Raw genomic sequence first — 25,027 nt, forward strand, 5'->3', positions numbered from 1 at the left:
ATGCCGGCATTAACCGATTTGTTCGAGTTGTTCGTGCAGTTCGAGCCAGCGTTCTTCCAACTGGTCGAGTTCGGTGTTCACTTCGGCCTGACGACGCAGGCTTTCCATCATGCGCGTCTTGTTGGCCTCTTCGTACGCGGCGCCATCGGCCAGGAAGGCTTCGAGTTCGGCCTTTTCCTTTTGCAGCGGAGCCATGCGTTTTTCGATCGTGTCGACGTTCTTTTGCAGCGGCTTGCGCAGCGCATTCAGGCGTTGACGTTCGGCGGCTTCTTCGCGCTTCTGGTCTCGGCGATTGGTGGCAGGTGTGCCATCTGCATCGGTTGACGCCGTTGGAGCGCTGGCTGCCGCACGCTTGGCGGCGGCCTGCTTGAGCAGCCAATCGCGGTAGTCGTCCAGATCGCCATCGAACGGGGCGACGGTGCCTTGGCCGACCAGCAGGAACTGGTCGGTCGTGGCGCGCAGCAGGTGCCGGTCGTGCGAGACGAGGATCAGCGTGCCGTCGAACTGGGCAAGCGCCATGGTGAGCGCTTCGCGCGTGTCGAGATCCAGGTGGTTGGTCGGCTCGTCGAGCAGCAGCAGGTTGGGGCGCTGCCAGACGATGAGTGCGAGCGCCAGGCGTGCTTTTTCGCCACCGGAGAACGGTTCGATGGGCGCGGTCGCCATGTCGCCGCGGAAGTTGAAGCTGCCGAGGAAGTCGCGCAGTTCCTGCTCGCGCACATCCGGTGCCAGGCGTGCCAGATGCAGCAGCGGCGAGGCATGGTCGTCCAGCGTTTCCAGTTGGTGCTGCGCGAAGTAGCCGATCTGCAGGCCCTTGCCGCGGCGGATCGTGCCCGATAGTGACGCCAGCGTCTCGGCCAGCGTCTTCACCAGCGTCGACTTGCCCTGGCCGTTGGCACCCAGCAGGCCGATGCGCTGGCCGGTCTGGATGGAGAACGTCAGGTGTTTGAGGATCGTGATGGGTTGATCTTCGCTCGGCCCTGGATAGCCGCAATCGACGCCCTCGAACGTGAGCATCGGGTTGGGCGCCGCATCGGGCTCGCGGAACTCAAAGGAGAAACCGGCTGCTGCGTGCACGGGTGCGAGGCGCTCCATGCGCTCCAGCGCCTTGACGCGGCTCTGTGCCTGCTTGGCCTTGCTGGCCTTGGCCTTGAAGCGCGTGATGAACGATTCCAGATGCGCGATCTGCTTTTGCTGGCGCGCGTACGACGCTTCCTGCAGGGCCATCTGCTGCAGGCGCTGCGTCTCGAATTGCGTGTAGTTGCCGCCGTAGCGCTTGAGCTTCTGGTGCTCGATATGCAGCGTGACGTTGCACACGCCGTCGAGGAATTCGCGATCGTGCGAAATCATCACCAGCGTGCCGGCGTAGCGCGACAGCCAGTCCTCCAGCCAGACCACGGCATCCAAGTCCAGGTGGTTGGTCGGCTCGTCGAGCAGCAGCAGGTCGGACGGGCACATCAGCGCCTGCGCCAGGTTCAGCCGCATGCGCCAGCCGCCGGAGAAGCTTGCCACCGGCTGCATGGTCTGCGCCATCGTGAAACCGAGGCCGAGCAGCAGGGCCTGCGCGCGCGCCGGGGCGGTGTAGCCGTCGGCATCGGCAAACGCAGTATGGGCTTCGGCCTGGGCGTGGCCGTCGTGAGCGGCTTCGGCGGCGGCTAGGCGGCTTTCGATGTCGCGCAGGCGGGTGTCGCCGTCGAGCGTGTAATCGAGCGCGCTGCGGTCAACCGCCGGGGTTTCCTGCGCCACATGGGCGACCTGCCAGGTGGGCGGGATGGCGACTTCGCCGCCGTCGGCGTGAAGCTCGCCGCGCAGCATCGAGAACAGCGTGGATTTGCCGCTGCCGTTCACGCCGACAAGGCCGACCCGTTCACCGGGGTTGAGTGTGGCGGTGGCGTGGTCAAACAGCACCTTGGTGCCACGCTGGAGGACGAGGTCGTCGAATCGGATCACGAAAAACTGTGCTGATGGCAAATCGGAGAAGGGTGGGATTGTAGCGTGCTGCGCCGCACGATCCTGGCGCGCCCTGGGTGTTTGGACTGGTGCATTGCACCGTGCGGAGGCGGCGCTCGCCCGCAATCTGTGCAGCCGCTTTCGACCTAGGGAAAACCATAGGTCGTTGTGAAAGTTTTTTTCTTTACATGGTCGATTCGTGAAAATACATTTACACAAAATTTTCACGGCCCAGGAACATGGCGAAATCCACCAGCAAGCGTACGGATGTGTCGAAAGGCGCATTTGCCGCCGATGCGACGGTCTCCGAGCGCATTGGGGCGGCGCTTGCCACGCTCACGCCCGCGCACCAGCGCATGGCCGAATACGTGCTGGCGAACCCGTTTCGTGCGGCCACCATGCGCATCGACGAGTTTGCCGCCGCAGTGGACATGTCGATTGCCACGGCCAACCGTTTTGCGCTGGCGTTGGGTTTTGACGGCTATCCGCAATTCCGTGCCGGGCTGCTGCGCGGCTTCGAGGCAACCCTCGCGCCAGTAGAAAAGCTGCGCCACGAACTGGCGCGTCCGGCCACCAGCGCGGAGATCTTTGCCGCGTCGCTCAACGAAGACATTGCCAACCTCGACGCCACGCGCCGCATGCTCGACGCCACGGCCTGCGAGCGCGCGGTGGACGCCATCCTGGGCGCAAAACGCATCTACGTGATGGGCTTTGGCGCCAGCGGCTATCTGGCTGGCCTGCTGCGACACGGGCTGGATCTGTATTGCGACACGGTGATCTCCGTTTCACAGCCGGGCGGCGCATCGGATGCCGCGCGCCAACTGCGCAAGATCGGGCGGAAGGATTTGCTGATCGCCATTGCGTTTCCGCGTTACGCGGCCGACACGATCACGCTGGCCAAGCAAGCCGGTGAGCAGGGCTGCCAGGTGCTGGCGTTGACCGACAGCCCGACCTCGCCCCTGGCGCCGCTGGCGGACATTGCACTGTATGCGCGCCCGGAGCGGCAGTTTTCGGCCACGTCCGACACCGCAGCCGTGGCGCTCTTCGAAGCCCTGTGCGGCGCTGTGGCGCACCGATCCGCGCATTCGTTGGAATCGGCTGAGCGACTGACCGAATTCGTGTTGCCGTGGCTGCATACCAGTCAACAGCCGCGTACGGCGTCCGGCAACGACGCCGCCAACGCGCCCACGAACACCCGACGCGGCCGCAAGCGCACCGCTGAAAACTGATTTTCATTGAGCCACGCATGACCACGCCCATCCTTGCCATCCACGGCGGCGCCGGCACCATCACCCGCACGGCCATGAGCGCCGAGAAAGAAGCCGCTTACGAGCAGGCCCTCAACGACATCCTGGCAGCAGGCCAGCGCATCCTCGTCGAAGGCGGGAGCGCGCTCGACGCAGTGACCGAAGCTGCGCGTCTGCTGGAGGAGTGCCCGCTGTTCAACGCGGGCAAAGGCGCAGTGCTCACCAGCGCCGGTACGTACGAACTCGATGCGTCGATCATGGATGGCGCCAAGCTGGCTGCCGGTGCCGTGACCTGCGTCAAGCGCCTGCGCAATCCGATCCTGGCCGCGCGTGCCGTGATGGAGCACAGCGAACACGTGCTGTTCACCTCCGAGGGTGCAGAGGCCTTCGCGCATGCACAAGGGCTGGAGTTCGTCGAACCCGATTACTACTACACCGAAGCGCGCTATGCCCAGTGGCAGCGCGCTCGCCAGCAAGACGGCATGGCGCTGCTCGATCACGACGCGGCATCGCTCATGGCCAAGGAAAACGCGCCTATCGACCCAGACAGTAAGTTCGGTACCGTAGGCGCCGTGGCATGCGACGCGCAAGGCCGCCTGGCAGCAGCCACCTCCACAGGCGGCGTCACCAACAAGAAAGTCGGCCGCGTGGGCGATACGCCCATCGTTGGCGCGGGTTGTTTCGCCAACAACGTGGCTGCCGTGTCGTGCACCGGCACGGGCGAGATGTTCATCCGCGCCGTGGCTGCTTACGACGTGGCCGCGCAGATGGAATACGCCGGCAAGTCGCTGGCCGACGCGAGCGACGACGTGGTCATGCGCAAGCTGATGGCCATCAACGGCCGCGGCGGGATGATCGCCGTGGATGCGCAGGGCAACGTCGCCTTGCCGTTCAACACCGAAGGGATGTACCGCGGGTTCGCACGTGGCGCCGAGGCGCCTGTCGTGTCGATCTATCGCTGAGCAGGAAAGTAGGAGAGCTACCGTGACAGCAACCAAGCAGCCCACCACGATTGCGATGCCCGATCAGCGCATCGTGCAGGTGCAAGACCTGAGCGTGCGCTTTGCCACGTCCGAGCGCGTGGTCGATGCGGTGCGCAACCTGTCGTTTCATGTTGATCGCGGCGAGACGCTGGCGGTGGTGGGCGAATCGGGCTCGGGCAAGTCGGTCACGTCGCTGGCGCTGATGCGGCTGGTGGAGCATGGCGGCGGCAAGATCGTTGGCGGCCAGATGCACCTGCGCCGCCGCAACGGCGAGTTGCTGGACCTGGCGAACGCTAGCCAGGCAGCCATGCGCGGCGTGCGTGGCGCCGACATCGCGATGATCTTCCAGGAGCCGATGACCTCGCTCAACCCGGTCTTCACCGTGGGCGAGCAGATTGCCGAGTCGATCCGCCTGCATCAGGGTAAGTCGCCCAGCGAGGCCAAGGCCGAGGCGTTGCGCATGCTGGAACTGGTGCGCATTCCTGAGGCGCGCAACGTGCTGGGGCGCTATCCGCATCAGCTGTCGGGCGGCATGCGCCAACGCGTGATGATTGCGATGGCGCTGTCGTGCAAGCCGTCGCTGCTGATTGCGGACGAGCCGACCACCGCGCTGGACGTGACCATCCAGGCCGAAATCCTGCAACTGATCCGCGCGCTGCAGCAGGAGCTGCACATGGCGGTGGTGTTCATCACGCACGACATGGGCGTGGTGGCAGAGGTAGCCGACCGCGTGCTCGTCATGTACAAGGGCGACCGCGTGGAAGAGGGGCCATCGGCCACCGTGTTTGCGCAGCCGGCGCACCCGTACACGCGTGCGCTGCTCTCGGCCGTGCCGCGCCTGGGTTCGATGGAAGGTACCGATGGCCCGGCGCGTTTTCCCCTGTTGCGTGTGGACGGGACTGCCGCTGCGGTCGATACCACGCCGCAGCCGGCCGCTTCGCACGATGTGCAACCCATTCTGCGCGTGCGTGATCTCGTCACGCGCTTTGACGTGCCCACGGGCATCTTCGGCCGCGTCACGCGCCGGGTGCATGCCGTGGAGCAGGTCAGTTTTGATCTCTACCCTGGTGAGACGCTGGCGCTGGTCGGCGAATCGGGCTGCGGCAAGTCGACGACGGGACGGTCGCTCTTGCGTCTGGTGGACAGCCAGAGCGGCAGCATCGAATTTGCCGGCCAGAACATCGGCGAGCTGAAGGGGCACGCGCTCCAGACGCTTCGCCGAAATATCCAGTTCATCTTCCAGGACCCATTCGCCTCGCTGGACCCGCGCGTGCCGGTCGGCTACTCCATCATGGAGCCGCTGCTGGTGCACAAGGTGGCCTCCGGCAAAGAGGCGCAGCAACGTGTGGAATGGCTGCTCGACAAGGTGGGCCTGCAGCCCGCGCACGCGTCGCGCTATCCGCACGAGTTCTCGGGCGGGCAGCGCCAGCGCATCTGCATTGCGCGCGCGCTGGCACTGAACCCGAAGGTGGTGATTGCCGATGAGTCGGTGTCCGCGCTGGACGTGTCCATCCAGGCGCAGATCGTCAACCTGATGCTCGATCTGCAGAAGGAATTTGGCGTCGCGTTCCTGTTCATCTCGCACGACATGGCAGTGGTGGAGCGCATCAGCCACCGCGTGGCGGTGATGTACCTGGGGCAGATCGTCGAGATCGGCCCGCGCCGCGCGATTTTCGAGAACCCGCAGCACCCGTACACGAAGAAGCTGATGTCCGCCGTGCCGATTGCAGACCCGGCGCGCCGTCACCTCAAGCGTGAACTGTCCACGCACGAAATCCCCAGCCCGATCCGTGCCATTGGCGACCTGCCGGTGGTGCAGCCGTTGGTGCAAGTGGCGCCAGACCACTTTGTTGCCCGCCATTCGATTGGCGGCGCTTACTGAACGTAGTGAAGTCAAACACTTCTTTGAGGAGGAAGGACATGTTCAATCGATTTGCTTTCGCCCCGCGTGCAGCCATGGTTGCCAGCGGCCTGGCCCTGGCCGCATTCACCATGCCGGCCTTTGCCGCCAAGGACGCCGTGATGGCGGTCTACTCGACCTTCACCACGATGGACCCGTACGACGCCAACGACACGCTGTCGTTCAGCGCCGCCAAGTCGTTCTATCAAGGCCTGTTCGGCTTCGACAAGGACATGAAGCTGGTCAATGTGCTGTGCGACAGCTACGAAGTCAGCAAGGATGGCCTGGTCTATACGTTCAAGCTGAAGAAGGACGTGAAGTTCCACGACGGCACCACGTTTGACGCCACCGCTGTCAAGGCCAACCTGGACCGCGTGACGGACCCCGCCAACAAGCTCAAGCGCTTCGTGCTGTTCAACCGCGTGGCCAAGACCGAGGTGGTGGACGCCAACACCGCGCGCGTGACGCTCAAGGAGCCGTTCTCGCCGTTCATCAACGTGCTGGCCCACCCGTCGGCGGCGATGATCTCGCCCACGGCGCTGAAGAAGTACGGCAAGGACATCGCCTTCCACCCGGTCGGCACCGGCCCGTTCGAATTCGTCGAGTGGAAGCAGACCGACTACCTGAAGGGCAAGAAATTTGACGGCTACTGGAAGCATGGCCTGCCGAAGATCGACACCATCACCTGGAAGCCGGTGGTGGACAACAACACCCGCGCCACCGTCATGCAGACGGGCGAAGCGGACTTCGCGTTCAGCATTCCGTTCGAGCAGGCTGCCGTGCTCAAGGGCAGCCCGAAGGTGGACCTGATCGCCGCACCGTCGATCATCCAGCGCTATGTCACGTTCAACACCCACGTGAAACCGTTCGACAACCCGAAGGTGCGCCAGGCGATCAACTACGCCATCAACAAGGATGCGCTGACCAAGGTGGCCTTCTCGGGCTACGCCGTGCCGTCCGAGGGTGTGGTGCCGCCGGGCGTTGACTATGCCGTCAAGCTGGGCCCGTGGCCCTACAACCCGGCCAAGGCGAAAGAGCTGCTGAAGGAAGCCGGCTACCCGAACGGCTTCGAGACGCAACTGTGGTCGGCCTATAACCACACGACCGCACAGAAGATCATCCAGTTCGTGCAGCAGCAACTGGCGCAAGTTGGCATCAAGGCGCAGGTGCAGGCACTGGAAGCCGGCCAGCGTGTCGAGCGCGTTGAGAGCGTGCCGACTCCGGATCAGGCCGGCGTGCGCATGTACTACACGGGCTGGTCGTCGTCGACGGGTGAATCCGACTGGGCGATCCGTCCGCTGCTGGCTTCCGAATCGATGCCGCCTAAGCAGTTGAACACGGCGTACTACAAGAACGATCAGGTGGATGCCGACATTGCCGGCGCCTTGCGTACCACCGACCGCGCCGAGAAGACCAAGCTCTACACCGACGCGCAGAAGCGCATTTGGGAAGACGCCCCGTGGGCCTTCCTGGTGACGGAGAAGATCGTCTACGCACGTGCGAAGCGTCTGTCGGGTGCCTATGTGGCGCCGGACGGTTCGTTCAGCTTTGACGACATCGACATCAAGCAGTAAGCCTCTATGCAGTACCGGCCCGCGCAGTCCGTGCGCGGGCCATTGAATTTCCGCCTGTGGTGGATTGCCATGCTGAATTACTTCCTAAAACGTGTGTTGGGCGTGATCCCGACGCTGCTGATCGTGGCGTTGCTGGTGTTCATGTTCGTGCACCTACTGCCGGGGGATCCGGCCCGCCTGGCCGCTGGCGCCGATGCCGACGAAGCGACCGTCGACCTGGTGCGCCGCGACCTGGGGCTGGATAAGCCGATGCACGAGCAGTTCGTGCACTTCTTCACCAATGCCGTGCGCGGTGAGTTCGGCAATTCGATCCGCACCAAGCGCCCGGTGAGCGAAGAGATTGGCGAACGCTTCTGGCCCACGCTCAATCTGACGATTGCCAGCATGGTGTGGGCGGTGGTGTTAGGCATGGTGATCGGCATCACGTCCGCCGTGTGGCGCAACAAGTGGCCCGACCGCCTGGGCATGACGCTGGCCGTGTCGGGCATCTCATTCCCGGCATTCGCGCTGGGCATGCTGCTGATGGAAGTGTTCTCCGTGCAACTCGGCTGGCTGCCGTCCATCGGGGCGGATACCTGGAAGCACTACGTCCTGCCGTCGCTCACACTGGGCGCCGCGGTGGCCGCCGTGATGGCGCGCTTCACCCGCGCATCGTTTGTGGAAGTGCTGCAGGAAGATTTTGTGCGCACCGCCCGTGCCAAAGGCGTGCGTGAAACGGTGGTGGTCATCAAGCATTGCCTGCGCAACGCGATGATTCCGGTGGTGACCATGATGGGCCTGCAGTTCGGCTTCCTGCTGGGCGGCTCGATCGTGGTGGAGAAGGTGTTCAACTGGCCGGGCCTCGGGCGCCTGCTGGTGGATGCGGTGGAGATGCGCGACTACCCGGTCATCCAGGCCGAGGTGCTGCTGTTCTCGCTGGAGTTCATCCTGATCAACCTGGTGGTGGACATGCTGTACACCGTGATCAACCCGACCATCCGCTACAAGAAGTAAGGGGGCCACCATGACGCAGGCATCCAATCCGGCCATCGCCGCACAAGCCACCACCGAACCCGTCCGCACCCCGTGGACGGAGTTCTGGCGCAAGTTCCGCAAGCAGCATCTGGCGATGGGCGCCGGTGTGTTCGTGATCGCGTTGGTGCTGATCGCGATTCTTGCGCCGCACATCGTGCCGTTCGATGCGGAAAACTATTTCGATTACGACGCGCTCAACGCTGGCCCATCGGCGCAGCACTGGTTTGGCGTCGACTCGCTCGGCCGCGACATCTTCAGCCGCATCCTGATGGGCACGCGCATCTCGCTGGAAGCGGGCTTCGTGTCGGTCATCATCGGCGCGATCATCGGCACCGTACTCGGCCTGCTGGCCGGCTACTACGAAGGCTGGTGGGACCGCATCGTCATGCGCATCTCCGACGTGCTGTTCGCCTTCCCCGGCATTCTGCTGGCGATCGGCATCGTGGCCATCCTGGGCAACGGCATGGTCAACGTGATCTTTGCCGTGGCGGTGTTCAGCATCCCGGCGTTTGCGCGACTGGTGCGCGGCAATACGCTCATGCTCAAGCACCTGACGTATGTGGAGGCTGCGCGCAGCATCGGCGCATCGGATTGGACGATCATCATGCGGCACATCCTGCCGGGCACGATCTCGTCCATCGTCGTGTATTTCTCGATGCGGATCGGCACGTCGATCATCACCGCCGCCAGCCTCTCGTTTCTGGGCCTCGGCGCACAGCCGCCCACGCCGGAGTGGGGCGCGATGCTCAACGAAGCCCGCGCCGACATGGTGACGGCACCGCACGTGGCGATCTTCCCGAGCCTGGCGATCTTCCTGACCGTGCTGGCATTCAACCTGCTGGGCGACGGCCTGCGCGACGCGCTGGACCCGAAGATCGATCGCCGTTGATATGCCTGTCAGTCTTCCCAACATCGGCGCACTGCCGGCGGGGTCACGCAACAGCATCACCGATGTTGCCGGCGTAACCGTCGGCCACGCCACGCTTGCCGGCGGCGACGTCCAAACGGGTGTGACCGTGGTGCGCCCGCATGCCGGTGACCCGTTCGTCGACAAGGTGCCGGCAGCCTGCGCAGTGATCAACGGCTTCGGCAAGAGCATCGGCCTGGTGCAAGTGGAAGAGCTGGGTGTGCTGGAGACGCCGATTGCGCTGACCAACACATTCGCCGTGGGCGCTGTGGCGCAGGCACAGATCCGTCAGGCCGTGGCGGCAAATCCGCAGATCGGCCGTGCGTGGTCCACCGTCAATCCGCTCGTCTTCGAATGCAATGACGGCTACCTGAACGACCTGCAGGCGTTTGCCGTTCATGACGTGCATTACGACGCGGCCTACGCTGCTGCAAGCGAAACGTTCGAGCAGGGCGCAGTCGGCGCAGGGCGGGGGATGTCGTCGTTCGGCGTGAAGGGTGGCATCGGCTCCGCCTCGCGTGTGGTGACGCTGGCGGACGGCACGCAACGCACGGTCGGCGCGCTGGTGCTGTCCAACTTTGGCGTGACGGAAAACCTGACGCTGGCGGGGAAACATGTTGGCACTGAGCTGGCGAAGGCGCTGGCTGCTGCCGAGTCCGGCCCAGAAAAGGGCTCGATCATCATGCTGCTGGCCACCGACGCGCCGCTTGATGCGCGCCAGTTGGGTCGCCTTGCTCTGCGCGCAGGCGCTGGCCTTGCACGCACGGGCTCCGTCTTCGGCCATGGCAGCGGCGACATTGCGCTGGCGTTCTCCACCGCCTACACCGTGCCGCACCAAGGCACGCGCGCCATGCCGGCCATCGCCATGACGCACGAATCGCATCTCGACCCGCTGTTCCAGGCCGCCGCCGACAGCGTGGAGCAAGCCATCGTGCATGCGCTCTTTCACGCAACCGCCGTGACTGGCCGAGATGGCCACACACGCCGCGCCCTGACCGACTTACTCTGACCTCATGCGCATTCTGATTTCCGCCGACATCGAAGGCGTGGCCAATGTGTTCCACCCCGAGCAGACGCGCGCCGGCAACGGCGAATACGAACGCGCCCGCCGCTGGATGACCGCCGAAGCCGACGCTGCTGTGCGAGGTGCCTTCGACGGCGGCGCCACGGACGTGCTCGTCAACGATTCGCATGGCGGCTTCCGCAACCTCATCCCCGATTCGATCGATCGCCGCGCGCGCTTCGTCCTTGGCAAACCACGCTACCTGAGCATGATGGCCGGCATCGACGGCTGCGACGCCGTCTGCATGATCGGCTACCACGCCCGCGCTGGCAGCCGTGGCGTGCTCGCGCACACCATCAATAGCTTCGCGTTTGCGCGCGTCTGGTTCAACGAGCAGGAGCTGGGCGAGGCTGGTCTCTACGGCGCCCTCGCCGGCGAACGCGGCGTGCCCGTAGCCGTGGCCAGCGGCGACGACGTCTTCATCAAAGAGACCAAACCGTTGCTCCCGCACACCACGTTTGTGGAAACCAAGCAGGCAGAAGGGCAGAGCGCAGGGACATCGCTCTCACCTGAACAATCGTGCGATGCGATCTATGCCGCGGTGAAGGCAACGGTGCAGCGCGGGCACTTCAGCGTGCCGCTGCGCATCCAGGCGCCCATCGTGTGCCGCCTGCAAACGCAAACGCCCGCATTGGCCGACCTGTTCTGCCAGTGGCCCGCGCTGGAACGCATGGATGGAACGATGCTGCGTTTCGCAGCCGATTCGGTCGAACACGCCGTGCGCATGCTCAACAGCCTGTCGGCCATGTCGGCGATGCTGCGCTGAGCAACGCGACGCCCTGCGAGAGCGCGCCCTAGCGCTAACGTCCGCGCCCAGACGGTTTGGCCGTACCTGCCCTAGATGGCGCCTTGAATTTGTGTAAGCGGGCGGAAAAAAGACGGGGGAACTGTCTGAGCGCAGCGAGTTTTCCCCGCCTCCGCCCGGTTACGAAAATTCAAGGAATCTTTCGCCATCTCGGGCGCGCCTTTCTTTGCTTACCTTTCTTTGGCAAGACAAAGAAAGTAAGTCGGCCCCGGCAGGGGACGAAATAGGGATGGACCACCACCATATTGCACACCCACCGGCGCAGCGTAAACTTCGGATAACCAACCCCGAAGGAGTACCCCATGACCCGCGCACTCACACTCGGCATGCTGCTGTGTGCGCTAGCACTGACGGCCTGCGACCGCCGCCCATCCAGCCCACCGACACCGCACACAAGCAAAGCCGAACAGGCCGCTGCAGCACTAGCCAAAGCCACCGCCGACTTCAAATGCCCGTCGCCATCCGCCCGCTTTATGATCGACGACGGCACGAACCGCGGCCCCAAGCAACCCGTGCGCACCAACTGCACCACCGCCTACGCCACCTGCGATGCCCAGTCGCAAGCCGTCTTCGACCACTGCCCAAGCGGCCAGGTATTCGATAAGCGCTTTTCCATCTGCGTCGTGAAAGACGCATGTGATGAAGTGAAATCGTGACGCCATGGCAGCGATAGCCGCCTTGTCCGAGTGTTGCACCCCATGCGCCGCGTTTTGAACGTCAAACGCGGAGTTCCAAGCGCGGCGTATGAGGTTCCGAACAGCAATCACCACGTGCTGAACTGGGAATACGGGGTTCCGGACTCCGTCCCCTCGAGGTTCAAAACGCGATGCGCCAGGTTCGGAACCTCAACCACGGCGTCTGGAACGCGAAACGCCGAGCTTTGAGCCCGGCGTTTCGTGTTGGTGAACCTCAAACGGCGGGTTCCGAACGTGAAATGTCGCGTTCGGAACGCCGTGCGCTTACAGCGCTTCGCGCGTGATCAGGAACACCTGGTCTTCACCAGCGCTGGTCGGCAGCCAAATCAGGTCGAGATCCGGGAACGCCGCCTCGACGTTCTCGCGCTCGTTGCCAATCTCCACCACCAGCACGCCGTGCGGTTTGAGGTGGCGCGGTGCGTCAGCCAGGATGCGGCGCACGATGTCCATGCCGTCGTTGCCGCCGGCCAGGGCCATGTGCGGCTCGGCACGGTACTCGGGCGGCAGCGCCTGCATCGACGTTTCGTTCACGTACGGCGGGTTGGTCAGGATCACGTCGTAGTGCACGCCCGGCGGCAGCGGCGCATACAGGTCGCCTTCGTGCAGGCGGATGCGGTCTTCCAGCTTGTAATCGTCGACGTTGCGATTGGCGACCACCAAGGCGTCCGGCGACAGATCCACCGCATCGATCGTTGCGTTGGGCCATTGCAGCGCCGCCAGGATCGACAGGCAGCCGGAGCCGGTGCACAGCTCCAGCACATCGGTCGGGCCGTCTTCCTGGTCGAGCCACGGCTCCAGGCCGTCTTCCAGCAATTCGCCGATGAAGCTGCGCGGCACGATCACGCGTTCGTCCACGTAGAAGCGCATGCCGTGCATGAACGCCTCGTGCGTGATGTAGGCGGCGGGCACACGGTCGACGGCGCGGCGCTCGATCACCTTCAGCACGGCGGCCACTTCCTCGGGCAGCAGACGCGCGTCCATGAACGGCTCCAGCGTGTCGATCGGCAGATGCAGCGTGTGCAGGAGCAGGTAGGCGGCTTCGTCGTAGGCGTTCTCGCTGCCGTGGCCGAAGACGAGGCCGGCAGCCGTGAAGCGCGACACGGCGTAGCGCAGCAGGTCGCGCACCGTGGTGAACGGATGAGAGGCGGGGAGGGTGTGGGCGGTCATGTTCGGCTCAGTTTTGTTTGGCGGCGAGCAGGTCAACGTAGGCAACGTCGAGCAGGTCGGACTCGGCAATGCCGAGGGAGTGCATCAGGGCGTGGGCAATCTTCGCGCCGTCGTCTTCGGATTGGTCATCGCGCAGTACGACTTCGAGTTCGACGAAATCGCCGAGGTCTTTCACGGCATCCACGTGAATGCGCGTCTGGCCGGCCAGATACAACTGACGCACCTTGATGACGCGGCCGGCGGTGCCGATGGCGGCAGCCAGCGTGTCGCGCAGCGCATCGGGCGCGGTGGTCGGCACGATGTTGTAGCTGGACACGCGCGGGCCGGTGCTGTTGGCGCGGAAGTAGTGGATCAGCTCGCCACGCTCGGGCGAGAACTGCCGCAGCTTCAGGCGCCCGTTCGCGCAGGCGAAAAACGTGTCGTCCTGATCAATGCGCTCGGGGCCCGAATCGGCGATGGCGGCAGCGCGTTCCAGCAGCGCTGCCACATCGCGTACACGCGCCTTGATCTCGACGTTGCGTGCCATCAGGCAATCAACGTTTCCAACACGCGGCGATACACGTTCTTCAGCGGCTCGATGAAGGCTACCTCCACGTGCTCGTCGATCTTGTGGATGCTCGCGTTCGGCGGGCCGAATTCGATCACCTGCGGGCAGATCTTGGCGATGAAGCGGCCGTCCGACGTGCCGCCCGTGGTCGACAGCTCGGTGGTCACGCCGCATTCGGCCTGGATGGCGGAGGCGAGCGCTTCGGACAGCTCGCCGCGCTCGGTCAGGAAGGGCTCGCCGCCCAGCGTCCAGTCGAGCTTGTAGTCGAGGCCGTGCGCATCGAGGATGCTGTGCACGCGGGCTTTCAGGCCGTCCGGCGTGCTAGCCGTGGAGAAGCGGAAGTTGAAGTCGATCGTCACGTGGCCCGGGATCACGTTGGTCGCGCCCGTGCCGCCGTGGATGTTTGACATCTGCCACGTGGTCGGCGGGAAATATTCGTTGCCGTCGTCCCAGGTGGCGGCAGCGAGTTCAGCCAGTGCCGGGGCGGCCAGGTGGATCGGGTTTTTGGCCAGATGCGGATAGGCGATGTGGCCTTGCACGCCGTTGACTGTGAGCTTGCCCGACAGCGAGCCGCGTCGCCCGTTCTTGACCATGTCGCCGAGTGTGGACACCGAGGTCGGTTCACCCACCACGCAGTAATCCAAGCGCTCGCCGCGTGCGCGCAGCAGCTCGCACACCTTGACGGTACCGTCGTGCGCCGGGCCTTCTTCGTCGCTGGTGATCAGGAAGCCGATCGAGCCAGCATGGTCCGGGTGCTTGGCAACGAATTCTTCTGAGGCGACCACGAAGCCGGCGATGGACGTCTTCATGTCTGCCGCGCCGCGCGCGTAGAGCTTGCCGTCGCGGTGCGTGGGCTCGAACGGATCGGAGTGCCATTGTTCGACGGGGCCGGTGGGCACCACATCGGTGTGACCCGCGAACACAAGCAGCTTGCCTGCGGTGCCTGCGGTACCGCGCTTGACAGCCCACAGGTTGGTCACGCGAAAGTGGTCCGGGCCGCTGACCACGGTTTCGCATTCGAAGCCGGCAGCGGTCAGGCGTTCGATCAGCACGTCCTGGCAGCCCTTGTCTTCGGGCGTGACGGAGCGGCGGCGGATCAGGTCTTCAGTGAGGGCAAGCGTGGGCTGCATGACAGTGGCGGTGTTGTCGTTATTGTTAGAACAGGGTGGCGTACTGGTCCGCTGAGAAACCGACGTTGACGCTCTTGCCGTGCACCAGCACCGGCCGCTTGATGAGCGACGGGTTGGCCTGCATCAGTTCGATGGCGCCAGCCTCGTCTTCGGCACGCGCTTTGTCAGCATCCGACAGCGCGCGCCACGTGGTGCCCTTGCGGTTGAGCAGCATCGTGAGCGGCACGTGCTTGAGCCAGCCGGCCAGCATGTCGGCGCTCACGCCCTGTTTCTTGAAATCGTGGAAGGTGTAGGCAACGCCGTTCGATTCGAGCCACGTGCGGGCTTTCTTCACGGTGTCGCAATTGGGAATGCCGTGCAGGGTCGTCATGGTGGGATTCGAGATCAGTGTCGGGAGGCTTGCTGTGCGATGACGAGTGCAGCGATTGCCAGCGCAAAACCGATGGACGCCAGCCACGTCATGCGCTTGAGACGGCGTTCGAGCCGCGCGGCTTCATCGCGCAGGGCATCGATGGTGATGGCGTGTTGCTCGGCCAGCAGCTTGACGGATTCGGCCTGCTGCAGGATCGCCGCTTCCAGCTCGGCAATCCGGGTATTCGGGTCGGGCGCGGCACCGTCCGCACGAGCGGGTTCGGTCCCGGCCTTCTTGCGGTTCTTGAACTTGTCGATGGTCTTGTTGGCCTGCTCCAGGATGGTGGGCAGCAAGGACAAGACGGTACCGATGGTGTTTGGATCAAGACCCATGATGCGTTGGCGCAGTTTGTCGAGTTTTCCAGACATGCTGCGTTCAGGTTGGTTGGCGTGCCGATGAGACTACACGACACGCCCACCGTTCCTACTTAGTCGCCACGGAGCAGCTCGTTCAGACCAACCTTGGCGCGCGTCTTGGCGTCGACCTTCTTGACGATCACAGCGCAGTACAGGCTGTGCGTGCCGTCCTTCGACGGCAGGTTGCCCGCCACCACCACCGAGCCCGCCGGGATGCGGCCGTAGCTGACTTCACCGGTTTCGCGGTCGTAGATCTTGGTCGACTGGCCCAGGTACACGCCCATCGAGATCACCGAGTTCTCTTCCACGATCACGCCTTCCACCACTTCCGAACGCGCGCCGATGAAGCAGTTGTCTTCGATGATGACCGGGTTGGCCTGCAGCGGTTCCAGCACGCCGCCAATGCCCACGCCGCCCGACAGGTGGACGTTCTTGCCGATCTGCGCGCACGAGCCGACGGTGGCCCACGTGTCGACCATCGTGCCTTCATCCACATAGGCGCCGATGTTCACGTACGACGGCATCAGCACGGCGTTCTTGGCGATGAACGAACCGCGGCGTGCCACGGCCGGCGGCACCACTCGGAAGCCGCCAGCGGCGAAGTCTTCCGCCGTGTAGTTGGCGAACTTGCTCGGCACCTTGTCGTAGAACTGCGTGAAGCCGCCAGCGGCCATCGGCGCATTGTCTTCCAGGCGGAACGACAGCAGCACAGCCTTCTTGATCCACTGGTTGACGATCCACTCGCCGTCCTTCTTCTCGGCCACGCGCAGCGCGCCCTTGTCGAGCTGGCCGATCACGTTGGCCACCGCTTCACGGACATCGGCCGGCGCGGCCTTGGGCGACAGGTTGGCGCGGTCTTCCCACGCTTGATCGATCAGGGATTGCAGTTGTTGCGTCATGGCTTGTTGGCTCTAGGAGAGATTCAAAAAAGGGTAGGGGATCAGCGTTGCTGGCAGAACTCGACAATGCGGCGCGCGCCTTCCAGGCATTCGTCCACGCCGGCCACCAGGGCGATGCGCACGTAGTCCTGGCCCGGGTTCGTGCCATGCGCCTCGCGGGCGAGGTAGCTGCCCGGCAGCACGGCGACGTTCTTGGCGGCCAGCAGTTGGCGTGCGAATTCGGTGTCCGACAGGCCCGTGCGTTTGACGTTGGCCCACAGGTAGAAGGCTGCGTCGGGCAGGGCCACGTCCAGCACTTCGGCCAGCATCGGCGTGACCTGCTGGAATTTCTTGACGTACTGCGCGCGGTTGTCGCGCACATGGGTCTCGTCGTTCCACGCAGCGATGCTAGCGGATTGCACCGACGGGCTCATCGCGCTGCCGTGATACGTGCGATACAGCAGGTAAGCCTTGAGCAGCTTGGCATCACCCGCCACGAAGCCCGAGCGCATGCCCGGCACGTTGGAGCGCTTGGACAGGCTGGAGAACATCACCAGACGTTCAAAACCGCGGCCCAACTGGTGGGCGGCCTGCAGCGCACCCAGCGGTGGGTTGGCCTCGTCGAAATAGATTTCGGAATAGCACTCGTCCGACGCGATGATGAAGCCGTATTCGTCCGACAGCGCGAAGAGCTGCTTCCAGTCTTCGATCGTGAGCACGGCGCCAGTCGGGTTGCCCGGGCTGCACACGAAGACGAGCTGCACGTTGCGCCATTCTTCCGGCGTGATCGAATCGAAATCGGGTGCGTAATTGCGCGCCGGATTGCTGTTGGCGAACAACGGTGTCGCGCCGGCCAGCAGCGCTGAGCCTTCGTAGATCTGATAGAACGGGTTGGGGCACAGCACGCGGGCGCCGGGCTTGCTGCCGTCGATTACGGTCTGGGCGAACGAGAACAGCGCCTCGCGCGAGCCGTTTACCGGGATGACCTCGGTGGCCGGATCGACCTTCGGCAAGCCATAGCGGCGCTCCAGCCAGCCGGCGATGCACTGTCGCAGTGCATCCGAGCCGAGCGTCGTGGGATAATTCGCCAGCCCGCCGAGCGCGGCGACCAGCGCATCTTTCACCAGTGCAGGCGTCGGGTGTTTGGGCTCACCGATGCCGAAGCTGATCGGCGCATGAGCGGCGCTGGGCGTCACGTCCTTGACGAGCGCTTTCAGTTTCTCGAACGGATACGGCTGCAGGGCGGACAGGCGCGGATTCACGGTGCTGGGCGGGTTAGGTGGGCAAGCTCGGTGCTTGCGGGCGGAGCCCGAAATTATACGGCCAACGTGTGTTGGCCACGCCAAGACATTGCTGGAAGCGGCGGTTTTCCGCCGTTTTTTATTGGATTCATGACAACGATTGCTTCTTCGGCGCCCTCAGCAGACGGCGCCACCCATCACGAGCCGCAATGGTCGGCGGCACTGTTCATCCTTGTGGGCGCCTCAGTCTGGGGGATTTCCTGGTACCCGTACCGCTTGCTGGCCGGCTGGGGGCTGGGCAGCATGCTGGCCTCGTCGGTGACGGGCGCCGTGGCCGGCGTGATCGCAGCCGTGGTGCTGCGGCGGCACTTTCCCACTTTCCAATGGTCCTGGCTGATCCCGGCGTTGGGGCTGGCGGCAGGCATCACCAACGCCGGTTTTGTCTGGGGTACGGTGCACGGCACGGTCATGCGTGTGCTGCTGCTGTTCTATCTCACGCCGGTGTGGACGGCGCTGTTGGCGCGCTTCTGGCTGCATGAGCGCCTGGGGCTGCGCGGGGGCGTTTTGCTCGCATTGGCCTTGTCGGGTGCCATGCTGATGCTGTGGTCCGGGCAGGCCGGTACGCCGTGGCCGGGTTCAGCGGCGGAATGGGCGGGGTTGATAGCCGGCCTGGCTTTCGCGTGCAACAACGTGCTTTCGCGCCTGGCCGGGCAGCGTCACCCGACCATGCGACCGGAAATGCGCACCGTGGTCGTCTTTACGGGTTGTGCCCTGGTGGGGCTGCCGGCGGCGATTCTGCTCGATGGTGTGCACGCGGTTCCCGCAGCCATCGCGCAACCCAACACGTGGATGCTGCTGCTCGGTATGGCGTGCGTGCTCGTGGGCGGTAATGCGATGGTGCAGCGCGGCCTGCAACGCTTGCCGGCCAATCGCGCCGCGCTGCTGATGTTGTTCGAGATCGTGGTGGCGGCTGTGTCGTCGGCGCTGCTGACGTCAGAGCGGCTATCCCCGCAAGAAATGGTGGGCGGCGCGTGCATCATCCTGGCGGGCGCGCTGTCGGGCCTGTCGCGGCGCAAGTAGCGCTGGCGTTTTACGAATCCATCAAGGAGTGCGTTGATGTTGCTTCGTTCGATTTCCATAGCGTTGACGATTGCGTTGTCGATGGCCGGCGCTGTTGCCCAAGCCGCACCGGCTGAAAGCGGCCCCGCCTATGGCCCCCGGCTGGAAGGCTTTGACTACCCAGCGCCGGTCAAGCTCTTCAAGTTTGAATCCCAGGGCAGTGCGCTGGAAATGGCGTACCTGGATGTCGCGCCCAAGCAGTCCAACGGCCAGGTGGCGGTGCTGCTGCACGGCAAGAATTTCTGCGCGGCCACGTGGGAGGGCACGATCCAGGCACTGACCGGTGCCGGCTACCGCGTGATCGCGCCGGACCAGATCGGCTTCTGTAAATCCAGTAAGCCACGTGCGTATCAGTACACTTTCCAGCAATTGGCCAATAACACGCATGCGCTGCTGGCCTCGCTCGGTATCCAGCAGGCCATCGTGATCGGCCATTCGACGGGCGGCATGCTGGCCACGCGCTATGCGCTGATGTATCCGACCGAAGTGTCGCGGCTGGTGATGATCAACCCGATCGGCCTGGAAGACTGGAAGACCAAGGGCGTGCCGTCGATGACGGTCGACCAATGGTTCGCCCGCGAGAAGCAGACGACCGCAGACCGCATCCGCGCGTACGAGCAATCCACGTATTACGCCGGCCAATGGCGCGCGGAATACGAACCCTGGGTGCAGATGCTGGCGGGCATGTATCGCGGCCCGGGACGGGACTTGGTGGCGTGGAATTCGGCGCTGCTGTACGACATGATCTACACGCAGCCCGTTGTCTATGAATTCGGCCAACTGCGCCCGTGGACGCTGCTGCTCATCGGTCAGAAAGACACCACCGCCATCGGCAAGGACACCGCGCCACCGGAGTTGCGTGCGCGTCTGGGCGACTATCCGGAGCTTGGCCGGGCCACGGCCAAGGCCATTCCCCGCGCGACGCTGGTCGAATTTCCGGATGCGGGTCATGCGCCACAAATCCAGGATCCTGATGCGCTGCACAAAGCGTTACTGGATTGGCTGGCCACCCCGGAACGTTCACGCACCCGTCGCCCGGACTGACGCCATTTGTCAGGAAGGTGAAACTGCTGACAAATCCGCAGCAATTTACCTTCCGTTGCTGCAAATTTCGTCCATTTTTGTAGCGATTTGATTGGCGGGAGCCCAGGGCGCGAATGGTATGATGACGCCATCCGCGCCCCTGGGGTGTGCCTTGCCATGCCGCGCTGTACGGCGCTGATGTGACGGCAAAGGCGCGTTCCTTGGGCGCCCGCTTTATCCCCTTTTCTGATCCCTTCGAGACGACCTCAACGTGCGCCTCTCTTCGATCAAGCTCGCAGGCTTCAAGTCTTTCGTCGATCCGACCAATTTCCATGTTCCGGGCCAGCTCGTCGGCATCGTCGGCCCGAACGGTTGCGGTAAATCCAACATCATCGACGCCGTGCGCTGGGTGCTCGGCGAATCACGCGCTGCGGAACTCCGTGGCGAATCGATGCAGGACGTCATCTTCAACGGCTCCACGCAGCGCAAGCCGGCCGGCAGGGCCAGTGTCGAACTCGTGTTCGACAACGCCGAAGGCCGCGCCGCTGGCCAGTGGAGCCAATACGCCGAAGTGGCGGTCAAGCGCGTCCTGAGCCGCGACGGTACGTCGTCGTACTTCATCAACAACCAGGCGGTGCGCCGCCGCGACATCCAGGACATCTTCCTTGGCACGGGTCTCGGGCCGCGCGCCTACGCCATCATCGGGCAGGGGATGATCTCGCGCATCATCGAGGCCAAGCCCGATGACATGCGCATCTTCCTGGAAGAGGCTGCCGGCGTGTCCAAGTACAAGGAACGCCGCCGCGAAACCGAAAACCGCCTGTCCGATACGCGTGAAAACCTCACGCGCGTGGAAGACATCCTGCGTGAACTCGGCACCAATCTCGAAAAGCTCGAAGGCCAGGCCGAGGTCGCGCAGCGCTTCCAGAGCCTTCAGGCCGACGGCGAAGAGAAGCAGCACTTGCTGTGGCTGCTGCGCAAGCGCGAAGCACAAGGTGAGCAGGAGCGCCACCAGCGCGCCATCGAGCAAGCGCAGATCGACCTTGAAGCGCAGACCGCACAGTTGCGCCACATCGAAGCCGAACTGGAAACGATGCGCGTCGCGCACTACGCGTCGTCCGATGCGATGCACGCTGCGCAGGGTGCGCTGTACGAGGCCAACGCCGAGGTCAGCCGCCTGGAAGCCGAGATTCGCTACGTGGTGGAGTCGCGCAACCGTATCCAGCAGCAGATCGCCACGCTGACGGCCCAGCAGGACCAATGGCACACGCAGGGCGATCAGGCGCAGGAAGATCTGGCCGCGGCCGAGGAAGAGCTCGCCATGGCCGAGGAGCGTGCCGCGCAGGCCGCCGAGGAAGTCGCCCGCAAGTCGGATGAGTTGCCCGGCATGGAAACGCAGTGGCGCGATGCGCAGACCACGCTGAATGACCAGCGCGCCGCCATCCTGCAATCGGAACAGGCGCTCAAGCTTGAAGCTGCGCACCAGCGCAATGCCGACCAGGCGTTGCAGCAACTCGACCAGCGCCGCGAACGTCTGTCGCAAGAATCCTCCGGTCTCGATAAGCCGGACGACGTGCAGCTCGAAACGCTGCGCGCAGAACTGGCCGAACAGGAAGAAGTCCTGGCCGAAGCGCAAGCCGCGCTGGAAGACGCCGAGACACAACTGCCGCAACTCGACGAAGCCCGCCGCGCCGCGCAGGACCGCGTGCAATCCGAAGCCGCTGCCATCGCCAGCCTGGAAGCCCGTCTTGCCGCGCTCAAGCAACTGCAGGAAAACGTGCAGACCGACGGCAAGGTCCAGCCCTGGCTGGCCAAGCATGAGCTGAGCGAGCTGCCGCGCTTCTGGAAGAAGCTGCAGATCGAGCAGGGCTGGGAGCCGGCACTGGAATCGGTGCTGCGCGAGAAGCTCGGCGCGCTGGAAGTGTCCAACCTCGATTGGATCAAGGCGTTTGCCGCCGATGCACCGCCCGCCAAGCTGGCGTTCTATTCGCCGCCGCCGGCCGCACGTCCAGTCGATGCACCGGCCGGGTTGCGCTCGCTGATGTCGCTGCTGCAAGTGACCGAGCCGGGCATTCGCGCCGTGCTGCAGGACTGGCTGGCCGACGTCTATATCGCCGACGACATGCAGGCCGCGCTCACTGCGCGCCAGACGCTGCCCGAGGGCGGCACGTTTGTCGTCAAGGCAGGGCACCTGATCGGCCGTTCGTCGGTGCAACTGTATGCGCCGGATTCCGAGCAGGCCGGCATGCTGGCCCGCGCGCAGGAAATCGAGAACCTGCATAAGCAGGTGCGCGCGCAGATGCTGCTGTCGGATGAGGCCAAGAGCGCTGCCGTTCGTGCAGATGCGGCCTACACCCAAGCCAGCCAGGCGCTCCTGCATGTGCGTGCCCGCGCCGATCAGGCCACGCGCCGCGTACACGTGCTGCAGATGGACGTGCTCAAGCTCTCGCAGGCGATGGAGCGCTACAACGCCCGCAGCGGCCAGATCGACAGCGAGCTGGAAGAGATTCGCGCGCAGATCGAAGAGCAACGTGCCATCCGTGCAGAGTCCGAGGCGACGTTCGAACAGCACGACGCCGCACTCGCCGACATGCAGGCGCGCTTTGAAGACAGCCAGCAGGCATTCGAAGCACTCGAAGCGAGCCTGGGCGATGCCCGCAACGCGCTGCGTGACCTGGAGCGCGGTGCACAAGAGGCGCATTTTGCCGAGCGCAACCTGGGCAACCGCATCGCCGAGTTGAAGCGCAACATCCAGGTGGCGAGCGACCAGGCGCAGCAGATCGTCCTGACGCTGGAAAACGCCCGCGCCGAACTCGAAACGATCAACGAGCAGACCGCCCACACCGGCCTGCAGGAAGCGCTGGAACGCCGCGCCGAGAAGGAAGAAAAGCTCGGCGCCGCGCGCATTGAACTGGATGCGCTGACGGCCCAGTTGCGTGCCTTCGATGAGCAGCGCCTGACTGCCGAACGCGCCCAGCAACCGCTGCGCGATCGCATCACCGAACTGCAGTTGAAGGAACAGGCCGCGCGCCTGAACCAGGAGCAGTTCTCCGAGCAGCTTGCCACTGCCAACGTGGACGAAGCCGCGCTGGCCGAACGACTGACCGGCGATCTCAAGCCGTCTTATCTGCAAGGCGAAGTCACGCGCATCAACAACGCTATCAACGCGCTGGGCCCCGTCAACATGGCCGCGCTCGACGAGTTGGCTGCGGCACGCGAGCGCAAGGGTTTCCTCGACGCGCAATCGGCCGATTTGAACGACGCCATCACCACGCTCGAAGACGCGATCCACAAGATCGATCAGGAAACGCGCTCGCTGCTGCAAGGCACCTTCGACCAGGTCAACCATCACTTCGGCGAGCTGTTCCCGACGCTGTTCGGCGGCGGCCAGGCCAAGCTGATCATGACCGGCGAAGAGATTCTCGACGCGGGCGTGCAGGTGATGGCGCAGCCGCCAGGCAAGAAGAACTCGACGATTCACCTGCTGTCGGGCGGCGAGAAAGCGCTGACCGCCATTGCGCTGGTGTTCGCGATGTTCCAGTTGAACCCGGCCCCATTCTGCTTGCTGGACGAGGTGGACGCGCCGCTGGACGACGCCAACACCGAGCGCTACGCCAACATGGTCAAGCGCATGTCCGACAAGACCCAATTCGTTTTTATTTCTCACAACAAGATTGCGATGGAAATGGCGCAACAGCTCATCGGTGTGACCATGCAGGAACAGGGCGTGTCCCGGATCGTGGCGGTGGATATGGATGCCGCGCTGACCATGGCGGAGGCCGCGTAAATGCAAGACAACAACCTGGTCATGGCGCTGCTGGGCGCCGGTGTGGTGTTTGTGCTGGTGATCGTGGTGTACAACCAGTGGCAGATTCGCAAGGCACGCCGTCCTGAGGCTTACAACCCGCCCGCTGATGAGGCGCCACGCGGTGAAGGCTGGACGGGGACAGAGCGCCACGAACCGGCGCTCGGTGGCGAGCGCGATGAGATCGGTCGTGTGGAACCGCGTCTGGAGCCGGGCCTCGCACCGCAACCGCACGCACCGTCCACCGGCAGCGCAGAAACCGAAGCCGGCGTGATCGGTGCAGAACTCACGCCCACCAGCGAAGAGGCTGCGCGGGAAGCTGCGCAGGCTGATGAAACGCAAGAAGCTGCCGAGCCTGCACCAGGCTCGCTGGAGCCGGCCAACGGCGTGATCGATCCGCTGATTGATTGCATCGTTTCGCTGCACCCCGAACGCGAAGTGTCGGGAGACCGCCTGCTGCCGACGCTGTCCAAGCTGCGCCGTGCGGGGACCAAGCAGATCCACGTGGAAGGCCTGAACCCGGCGGCAAACGCATGGGAAGCCCTCCGTGCAGGTCAGCGCTACCTTGATCTGCAAGTGGCCGTGCAATTGGCCAATCGCACGGGCCCGCTCAACGCGCTGGAGTTCTCGGAGTTCATCAACGCGATCGATCCGCTGTCGGAAGCGGCGGACTCCGTCCCCGAGCTGCCGGACATGAATGAGACCATCGCCAATGCGCGCGAGTTGGATGCGTTTGCCGCTGAATGCGACGTGCAGCTTGGCGTGAGCGTGATCTCCGACGGCGCACCATGGTCGGCCGCCTACGTGCAGACCGTGGCCACGCAGGACGGCCTCGTGCTCTCGCGCGACGGCACACGCTTCACGCGCTACCACGCGGGTACCGATGGCGTGCAGCGCGCGCTGTTCACACTGCAGTTTGGCGACACCAACTTCCTGCGCGACGACCTGACCGTCAAGGCCGGGCGCCAGATCACGCTGCTGCTGGACGTGCCGGTGGCCGAAGAGGCTTCCAAGCCGTTCAAGCTGGTCTGCGAATACGCCTACACGCTCTCGCAGCGCATGGGCGCGCAGGTGGTGGACGACAACCTGCGTCCGCTGACGGAGCAGTCCTTCGTTGCCATCCAGAAGCATCTGCGGGTGCTGTACGACAAGCTCGAATCGCGCGGCATTCCGGCCGGTTCCAGCGCCGCGGTGCGCCTGTTCAGCCACTGACG

The 25,027-nt window shown here is 64.4% G+C and carries 21 protein-coding genes; 13 read left to right on the forward strand and 8 right to left on the reverse strand.

Annotated elements, in window-relative coordinates; all coding sequences use genetic code 11:
* Nucleotides 1-9: 9 nt before the first annotated feature.
* Nucleotides 10-1,947 carry an ATP-binding cassette domain-containing protein gene (locus ACS13N_RS14955; protein ID WP_438932357.1) on the reverse strand — a complete coding sequence of 646 codons (1,938 nt, stop codon included), beginning with the start codon at nucleotides 1,945-1,947 and terminating at the stop codon, nucleotides 10-12.
* A 239-nt stretch (nucleotides 1,948-2,186) separates the two neighbouring features.
* Between ACS13N_RS14955 and ACS13N_RS14960 the strand changes: the two genes are divergently transcribed.
* The 9 genes from ACS13N_RS14960 to ACS13N_RS15000 all read left to right on the forward strand — a co-directional run bounded on the left by ACS13N_RS14960 (nucleotide 2,187) and on the right by ACS13N_RS15000 (nucleotide 12,096).
* Nucleotides 2,187-3,176 (forward strand): MurR/RpiR family transcriptional regulator, encoded by a 990-nt coding sequence (locus tag ACS13N_RS14960; RefSeq protein ID WP_438932358.1) that lies wholly within the window; start codon nucleotides 2,187-2,189, stop codon nucleotides 3,174-3,176.
* 17 nt (nucleotides 3,177-3,193) lie between these two features.
* Nucleotides 3,194-4,156, forward strand: a complete 963-nt coding sequence (locus ACS13N_RS14965; RefSeq protein ID WP_438932359.1) for an isoaspartyl peptidase/L-asparaginase family protein — start codon at nucleotides 3,194-3,196, stop codon at nucleotides 4,154-4,156.
* Between the two features lie 22 nt (nucleotides 4,157-4,178).
* Nucleotides 4,179-6,059: a dipeptide ABC transporter ATP-binding protein gene (locus ACS13N_RS14970; protein ID WP_438932360.1), complete on the forward strand. Its 1,881-nt coding sequence runs from the start codon at nucleotides 4,179-4,181 to the stop codon at nucleotides 6,057-6,059.
* Between the two features lie 38 nt (nucleotides 6,060-6,097).
* Nucleotides 6,098-7,651: a glutathione ABC transporter substrate-binding protein GsiB gene (gene gsiB, locus ACS13N_RS14975; RefSeq protein WP_438932361.1), complete on the forward strand. Its 1,554-nt coding sequence runs from the start codon at nucleotides 6,098-6,100 to the stop codon at nucleotides 7,649-7,651.
* Between the two features lie 69 nt (nucleotides 7,652-7,720).
* Entirely contained in the window at nucleotides 7,721-8,644 is a 924-nt protein-coding gene (gene gsiC / locus ACS13N_RS14980; RefSeq protein ID WP_438932864.1) for a glutathione ABC transporter permease GsiC, read from the forward strand.
* Between the two features lie 10 nt (nucleotides 8,645-8,654).
* A complete protein-coding gene (gene gsiD / locus ACS13N_RS14985; protein ID WP_438932362.1) occupies nucleotides 8,655-9,554 on the forward strand; it encodes a glutathione ABC transporter permease GsiD in 900 nt (299 codons plus the stop codon).
* Nucleotide 9,555: 1 nt separating this feature from the next.
* Nucleotides 9,556-10,581, forward strand: coding sequence for a DmpA family aminopeptidase (locus ACS13N_RS14990; RefSeq protein WP_438932363.1), 1,026 nt, complete (start codon nucleotides 9,556-9,558; stop codon nucleotides 10,579-10,581).
* Between the two features lie 4 nt (nucleotides 10,582-10,585).
* Nucleotides 10,586-11,401 (forward strand): M55 family metallopeptidase, encoded by an 816-nt coding sequence (locus ACS13N_RS14995; protein WP_438932364.1) that lies wholly within the window; start codon nucleotides 10,586-10,588, stop codon nucleotides 11,399-11,401.
* Between the two features lie 341 nt (nucleotides 11,402-11,742).
* Nucleotides 11,743-12,096, forward strand: a complete 354-nt coding sequence (locus tag ACS13N_RS15000) for a chitin-binding domain-containing protein (protein ID WP_438932365.1) — start codon at nucleotides 11,743-11,745, stop codon at nucleotides 12,094-12,096.
* A gap of 303 nt (nucleotides 12,097-12,399) precedes the next feature.
* On the opposite strand, the gene prmB is transcribed toward ACS13N_RS15000, so the two are convergent.
* From prmB to dapC, 7 genes are read right to left on the reverse strand one after another with little or no spacing between them, the layout of a single operon-like run.
* Nucleotides 12,400-13,302, reverse strand: coding sequence for a 50S ribosomal protein L3 N(5)-glutamine methyltransferase (prmB, locus tag ACS13N_RS15005; RefSeq protein WP_438932366.1), 903 nt, complete (start codon nucleotides 13,300-13,302; stop codon nucleotides 12,400-12,402).
* Between the two features lie 7 nt (nucleotides 13,303-13,309).
* Nucleotides 13,310-13,828 carry a class IV adenylate cyclase gene (locus tag ACS13N_RS15010; protein WP_438932367.1) on the reverse strand — a complete coding sequence of 173 codons (519 nt, stop codon included), beginning with the start codon at nucleotides 13,826-13,828 and terminating at the stop codon, nucleotides 13,310-13,312.
* The gene (gene dapE, locus ACS13N_RS15015) at nucleotides 13,828-14,979 is read right to left on the reverse strand and encodes a succinyl-diaminopimelate desuccinylase (RefSeq protein WP_438932368.1); all 1,152 of its coding nucleotides are present in this window, start codon (nucleotides 14,977-14,979) and stop codon (nucleotides 13,828-13,830) included. The genes ACS13N_RS15010 and dapE overlap by 1 nt, the downstream gene beginning before the upstream one ends.
* Nucleotides 14,980-15,004: 25 nt before the next feature.
* Nucleotides 15,005-15,349 carry an arsenate reductase gene (locus ACS13N_RS15020; RefSeq protein ID WP_438932369.1) on the reverse strand — a complete coding sequence of 115 codons (345 nt, stop codon included), beginning with the start codon at nucleotides 15,347-15,349 and terminating at the stop codon, nucleotides 15,005-15,007.
* 14 nt (nucleotides 15,350-15,363) lie between these two features.
* On the reverse strand, nucleotides 15,364-15,759 hold the full coding sequence (locus ACS13N_RS15025) for a hypothetical protein (protein WP_438932370.1): 396 nt from the start codon (nucleotides 15,757-15,759) through the stop codon (nucleotides 15,364-15,366).
* Between the two features lie 59 nt (nucleotides 15,760-15,818).
* Nucleotides 15,819-16,646 carry a 2,3,4,5-tetrahydropyridine-2,6-dicarboxylate N-succinyltransferase gene (gene dapD / locus ACS13N_RS15030; RefSeq protein ID WP_021194364.1) on the reverse strand — a complete coding sequence of 276 codons (828 nt, stop codon included), beginning with the start codon at nucleotides 16,644-16,646 and terminating at the stop codon, nucleotides 15,819-15,821.
* Between the two features lie 41 nt (nucleotides 16,647-16,687).
* Nucleotides 16,688-17,887: a succinyldiaminopimelate transaminase gene (dapC, locus tag ACS13N_RS15035; RefSeq protein ID WP_438932371.1), complete on the reverse strand. Its 1,200-nt coding sequence runs from the start codon at nucleotides 17,885-17,887 to the stop codon at nucleotides 16,688-16,690.
* A 129-nt stretch (nucleotides 17,888-18,016) separates the two neighbouring features.
* Between dapC and ACS13N_RS15040 the strand changes: the two genes are divergently transcribed.
* The 4 genes from ACS13N_RS15040 to ACS13N_RS15055 all read left to right on the forward strand — a co-directional run bounded on the left by ACS13N_RS15040 (nucleotide 18,017) and on the right by ACS13N_RS15055 (nucleotide 25,025).
* Nucleotides 18,017-18,946 (forward strand): DMT family transporter, encoded by a 930-nt coding sequence (locus tag ACS13N_RS15040; protein WP_438932372.1) that lies wholly within the window; start codon nucleotides 18,017-18,019, stop codon nucleotides 18,944-18,946.
* Between the two features lie 36 nt (nucleotides 18,947-18,982).
* A complete protein-coding gene (locus tag ACS13N_RS15045) occupies nucleotides 18,983-20,029 on the forward strand; it encodes an alpha/beta fold hydrolase (RefSeq protein ID WP_438932373.1) in 1,047 nt (348 codons plus the stop codon).
* A gap of 250 nt (nucleotides 20,030-20,279) precedes the next feature.
* Nucleotides 20,280-23,795 (forward strand): chromosome segregation protein SMC, encoded by a 3,516-nt coding sequence (smc, locus tag ACS13N_RS15050; RefSeq protein ID WP_438932374.1) that lies wholly within the window; start codon nucleotides 20,280-20,282, stop codon nucleotides 23,793-23,795.
* Entirely contained in the window at nucleotides 23,796-25,025 is a 1,230-nt protein-coding gene (locus tag ACS13N_RS15055) for a cell division protein ZipA C-terminal FtsZ-binding domain-containing protein (RefSeq protein ID WP_438932375.1), read from the forward strand.
* The last annotated feature ends 2 nt before the right edge of the window (nucleotides 25,026-25,027 follow it).

The sequence above is a fragment of the Ralstonia sp. 24A2 genome (genome assembly GCF_051783885.1).
In the GTDB taxonomy this organism is placed as follows: domain Bacteria; phylum Pseudomonadota; class Gammaproteobacteria; order Burkholderiales; family Burkholderiaceae; genus Ralstonia.